The organism is Nitrospirota bacterium, from assembly GCA_035516965.1.
In the GTDB taxonomy this organism is placed as follows: Bacteria; Nitrospirota; UBA9217; order UBA9217; family UBA9217; genus MHEA01.
Genome location: DATIZR010000058.1, coordinates 1 through 5,647, shown reverse-complemented (window position 1 = coordinate 5,647; position 5,647 = coordinate 1). Strand labels below are relative to the sequence as shown.

Here is a 5,647-nt window from a genome sequence, read left to right as displayed (position 1 = left end):
ACGATCACGAGGAATCTCGCCATATTCACGGGTTCGCTCCGAGGTATTGCTGAAATGATATGAGATCCAGTTTGTTGTTGATGTTCAGCCGCGGAAGATCACGCAGGTCGCTCTTTTTCTCGATGAAGCCTTCTCGTGAGGTGAGTATGCAGCTGAAGCCTGCATGACGGGCGATCTCGATGCACTTTTTATCGTAGATCCCGTAAGGCCAGGCCAGGACCGTGCATCGCTTCCCCAGCTCTTGTTTGTATCTTTCCTGGAACAGCGTCAGGTCCTTTTCGATCGCCCCGTAAGAGACGTTCAGGACGCCTCCCGGCGTATGGAGGGCGTAGCTGTGGCAGCCCACGTCCACGAGGCCGCTCGACAGGAGGTACCGGCACTCGTCCCAGCTCAATACTGGTCTCTGCCTGTCGATGAGCGCGTGACTCTCCACGGCCTGTCCGATGATGTTCATTGTTGCCTTAAATCCGTAATCTTTCAGCAGGGGAAAGGCATAATCCATGAACGATATGTCCCCGTCGTCAAACGTAAGCATGACCGCCCGGCCGGCGGTGTTCTTAAGGAATTGTTCCACCTCGTTCGCCGGGAGCGTCCGGTAGCCGGTCGCATACAGCCATTCCATCTGGGCCGAAAAAGTGGCTGGTGAAATAGTATATTCATCGTACAGGACGTTCGATATGTCGTGGTATAGCAGGGCAGGAATCCTCCTGTCGGGAATCCTTGCTCCCGCGGCGTACAGGGAATGCGGCAGAGCGGAAGAGGAGAGGGCCGCAGCGCCGGTGAGCTTTAAGAATGTCCTCCGTGTCATACTCATGAGATCGTCCCCCGGATGCTCGAAAGGACGTTCTTGTATACCTGATAGCTGTCCTTGAGATAGGTGTGATAGAGGGGGGTGTCGTACGCTCCCCAGGCGTATTGTTGTATGGCTTCCCGCGTCATGTCTGCGGGGAGGGAATCGGTCAGGTTATTCCCTCTTCCCGTGTCCGCAGCATGGAGAAAGCCCTGCTCGGGCTTGTACGAGGCCGCGAGGATCTTTATCCCCTCTGTTTTCCTTGTTGTGCCTTCCTTGTCCTTCCACAAAACCCTGCGTGAGCTCGGATCGGTGACATTGATGAGACCCCAGGGGATGCGAAGCTCCAGCATGTTCTCCCGCACCGAAAAGTCACTGAGCGAATTATGGCGAGGGTCTTTCCGGTCAAGGCTTCCCTGCCTCAGGGCGCTCATCGAAAATACCCGTGAAGGATAAAAAGTCTGCTTGTCCTTGCTCATTCTCCGGTTATTCGTCTTGTTCTGCATCATCACCCAGGCCCCCTGGGAAGAGGCCGCGGGCCTGATCTCGCCGGTCTCCGCGTTCAAATACTTGTCGTAGGACTGACAGACGAGGATCCTGCTTTTCGCTTCACCCGCCAGGTGGATCAGAAATTTCAGCCCCAGGGGACAGTGGAGGTTTGTCTTGAACGGCAGCAGGAACTCGCCGGCGTCGGAACAGCAGGTGTCCAGCCCGACGAGATAATGGGCGTGCGAAAAGTCTACCCCTCCCTTCGTCTCGAGCAGGATGTAGAGAAAACCTTCGTCATGCTGCGCCATCAGCCGCACGAGCGACCGGGCATCATCGAAGCCGTCGTTGAACGGGAATGACGGCCCCTCTCCCTTTTTTTCATAGAGGACCGCTGCCGCAGACCATTCTTCCCTCCGCCCCGATAGGGTCACCCGTTTTCCGGGATATCCCGGATACGCGGCCAGCAGGCCGTAATTCTGCTCCGCGTCCTGGAGATTGAACCAGTGGGGCGTCCGCTCTGCCGGAATTTCGTAGGGAGAGAATACCCAGCTTCGCTTGAACCATTCGTCAAACCAGCTGAAGAGGACCCCGCCCGCCATGCCAGCCGCGTGGATCGACTTCATGAGCAGTCCGTTGATCTCCCCCTGCCGCGCTTCCGAGTGGCCGCCGTGATGCCACCCGTTCTTTTGCCAATGGCTCGCGTCGCGGCTGCTCGGGACGCCGAATTCCGCGATAAGAACCGGCTGACCGCGGTGATGCCGCTTGAGGGTCCGTAAATATCCGAGATAGGGGTTTTCCTCCTCCGGGTGATCGTCATTCATAAAATCGGGATAATAAGGATAGACGTGATAGGTTGCAAAGACACCGCTCCCCTGACGGGCCGTAATCTTCGAAAAATCCACGGACTCCATATCCTCGTTCTCGCTGCACGTCGCCGTGGAAACTCTCGTGCCCTGCAGGAGCAGTTCCTCCTCATAGGGTGATTCCGACGGATGTTCAAGGGGATCGAGCGTCGGCCAGTTCACTGCCGAAACGGGATGAGAGGCATGGTAGGTCCCCTGCTCATAGGATTGCAAAAAATCACCGGTCTTCGTCAGCCATGCCTCAAAGGGAGTCCCCCCGGTGATCTGGAGAAATTCCCCGTGGAAATCCTCCGGCCTTCGCCCGCGGGACTCATTGAAGCCTTTCACGGCACAGCTCTCCCATTCCCTGCCGAAAATGAACCCTGCCGTGTATCGCGATACGTCGTCGTGAAAAACACCGGACGCCTGGCCGGGCCCTTCAGGGGTTTGGGCGTTCCCGTATACGACATCCACGGCTTTTTTGATGCTTTCCCTGATCGACAAGAGGTAGTGATCGCTGTTAAAATCGTTCTTCTCCGGGAGCTCGGCCCAGATTCCCTGGAAGAGGTACAGCGGTTTTCCCGATTCATTCCACTGGCGCAACGCCTCGTAGAATGTCGGAGGATGTATGGTATAGATTCTGATCGAGTTCACGCCGAGCTCTGAGATCTGCTTGAACCATTTAGCATAGGTGTTCTTCCCTATCGGATATTCACCGGGGAAGTAGCCGGGCAGGCCAAGACCGATGTTGATCGCTTTCATGAAATACTTCATCCACTGACCGCGGTCGTAGAGCTCGAAATAATCGCTCGTCGTTCTGAACAGCGACCCCGGCATCTTGGTCTTTGGCCGGCGGGGGACACTGTCTATTTCCTTGAGGGAAGCGAGCGCCTTTTGATTTCGGGCATCCAACGCCAGGACCTGGTGAAAGGCCCAGCGGGCGGTTTGCAGCTCGCCGAGCTTCTGGTACGCTGTCGCAAGTCCGAGCAGTCCCTCGGGGTCGCGCTTTTTTTCAAGGGCCCGTTTGAAGATATTGACGGCCTCCTGGTGATCGCCCGCGTTGATCGCGCGGAGACCCAGTTCCTTAAGGTTCATCATGAGGCACCTCGCCCGTTACGCCCTGGCCCTTGTCCGCCACGTGCTCCCAGTCGCTCCTCCCCCGGATAAACTGGATCAGGGCCTGGGTTCTCCAGTATGCGTTCATCTGCCGGTAGCAGAAATTCTCGAGCAGGGAGTACTTCACCAGACGCAAGAAATGAGACCATTTCGGATACCGGCGGTAGGTAAGTTCTGACAGAAATACGCCCGCTGTCGAGAGAAAGGTCCCGTAGAATATCGCGAGCGTCAGGAAGAGCAGCACAAAATCAGTGCTGAGCAGGCCCAGCAGGTAGCAGCATACCACCGCCACATAGCCCGTCAACTCCACAACCGGGCCGAGCGTTTCAAAGAACAGGTAATAGGGCAATACCAGCAATCCCATCCTGCCGTATTTCGGGTTGAAGATCAGGGACCGGTGCTGGCACATCGTCTTGAGCAGTCCGAGATGCCACCTTCTCCGCTGTCTTCCCAGCATCTTCAGGCTCTCCGGCACTTCGGTCCAGCATATGGGGTCTGATATGAATTTGATCCGGTAAGGCTTTTTCTGCCGGAGATAGTGCTCGTGAAGTCTCACGATGATCTCCATATCCTCCGTAATGCTCCCCCTTCGATAGCCGCCGACCTCCACGACCGCCGCCTTGTGAAACAGGGAAAAGGCCCCGGAAAGGATCAGGAGTGAGTTCAGGGCGTTCCAACCCATCCTGCCGAACAGGAACGTCCGCGTGTATTCCACGATCTGGGACATGGCGAGGAAGCCCTGGGGAAGCCCGATCTCCTGGATGGCCGTATCCTTGAGGGTCACCCCGTTCAATATTCTCACAACCCCGCCGCTGGCAATGACGGGACTTCTGCTCTCCATGATGGGGGTCATGAGCTTGATGAGGCTGTCTCTCTCCAGGAGAGAATCGGCGTCAACGGAACAGAAGTACGCGCTTCTCGAAACCGTGATCCCGCAGTTCAGGGCATCCGCCTTGCCACTCCGTTCTTTATCAATGACGATGAGGTTCGGAATTTCAGGGTTGGCGTAAAACCCCTTCACGGGAACGGTGTGCAGGATATTCCGGTACACGAGGTCTATCTTTTTCAAGCCGAATACGCCGATGACAGCCTCAAGCGTTCCGTCCTCGGACCCGTCATTGATCACAATGACCTCGAAGAGGGGGTAATCGACGGCAAGGGTGGACCGTATCGTTCTCACGACCACCTTTTCTTCATTGTACGCCGGGATCAGGATGGAGATCGAGGGGGTCTCGGGCGAAATGCTGTATTCCCTGAACGGTTCGTACTTGATGCGATGGGCATGCCTGAGGATGACGAAGAGGGCGATGGTCAGGAGCGTGGTATAGATGATGCTTACGACGCCGTAATAAAAACCGACGAAATAGTTGAACCCGAGCGCAAAGGAAACAAAATACGCTTTCATGCCTTCTTTCCTTCGCCGTCGCTTTGCGCAGCCGGAGATCGGGGACCTTCCCCGCCCCGGTCACTCTCCCGGGGGGCGGCAGTATCCCGCATGAGGAGGGCGATCTCCCGCTTTATCGCGTCCTCCTCCCCGCTCTTCAAATACTCATGGAGCGATGTTGATAAATGCAGGGAGTGCATGATCCCGAGCATCTCACGGGATTTCGCATACAGCGTCTCGTCGCGGCTCATGAGGTTCGAGATCAGCCTCTGGGTAAAATTCGTCCTTCCCGCTTCCTCGCAAATGCTCTCCTTGGCGTAACGGTCCTTGTATTTCAGGATATTCAGGAACACGTCCAGCGAGGCATCACCGATATTCGCCAGAGCGCGGGCAGCGGCATTTCTCACCTGCCAGTTCGTATCGAGCAGGCGCCTTCCCAGGCTTTCGACCGCCTGTTCGTATTTCAATTTTCCCAATGCCCTCGCGGATTGAAGCCTCACGAACCATACCGGATCCTCAAGAAGAGGGAGCAGGAGCTCCGGATGCACCATGTCCGCAGACGCATCGTGCCTCGCGAACACCTTGACGGCCCTCGCCCGGACCTCCGGGTCATCGGCGTTCAGGTTCGCCGCGGCGAACTCGAGCGACAGCGGGGTCGCCGCCAGATGCGCAAGCACCTCCAGCAGTGAAGCCCTGATCTTCGCGTCGTCGCTCTTGCTTCCATAGGCGACCAGAAGCGGCACCGCGTCGGCGCTGAAATTGATGAGGGAAGCCTCGATCGTTTTTCGGGAGACGAGCGATCTCCGGTACAGATCGGGCAGTCGCTCCAGGATGCCTGTCAATCCCTCCCGGCTGCCGTTCCTGCTCAAGGCCCGCGCCGTCACCGCCAGGATCTCGGGGTGTTCCTCGCGGCTCAATATCTCCACGAGACCGGCCGTCGAAAATTCGCTCAGCATCTTCCCGATTTTATCCACGGCTGCGGCCCTGATGAGCGGCCGTCTGCTTTTCAACCTGTTCTCGTAATAG

General features: G+C 56.9%; 4 protein-coding genes. All 4 read right to left on the bottom strand.

Annotated features, from left to right (window positions below; genetic code table 11):
* Positions 1 to 25 precede the first annotated feature (25 nt).
* Positions 26 to 814, bottom strand: a complete 789-nt coding sequence (locus VL197_08610; protein HUJ18042.1) for a polysaccharide deacetylase family protein — start codon at positions 812 to 814, stop codon at positions 26 to 28.
* Entirely contained in the window at positions 811 to 3,219 is a 2,409-nt protein-coding gene (locus VL197_08605) for a hypothetical protein (GenBank protein HUJ18041.1), read from the bottom strand. The genes VL197_08610 and VL197_08605 overlap by 4 nt, the downstream gene beginning before the upstream one ends.
* Positions 3,206 to 4,642: a glycosyltransferase gene (locus tag VL197_08600; protein ID HUJ18040.1), complete on the bottom strand. Its 1,437-nt coding sequence runs from the start codon at positions 4,640 to 4,642 to the stop codon at positions 3,206 to 3,208. The genes VL197_08605 and VL197_08600 overlap by 14 nt, the downstream gene beginning before the upstream one ends.
* Positions 4,639 to 5,647, bottom strand: a 1,009-nt coding sequence (locus tag VL197_08595) for a HEAT repeat domain-containing protein (protein ID HUJ18039.1), incomplete at its 5' end; no start/stop codon positions are given. The genes VL197_08600 and VL197_08595, both read right to left, overlap by 4 nt.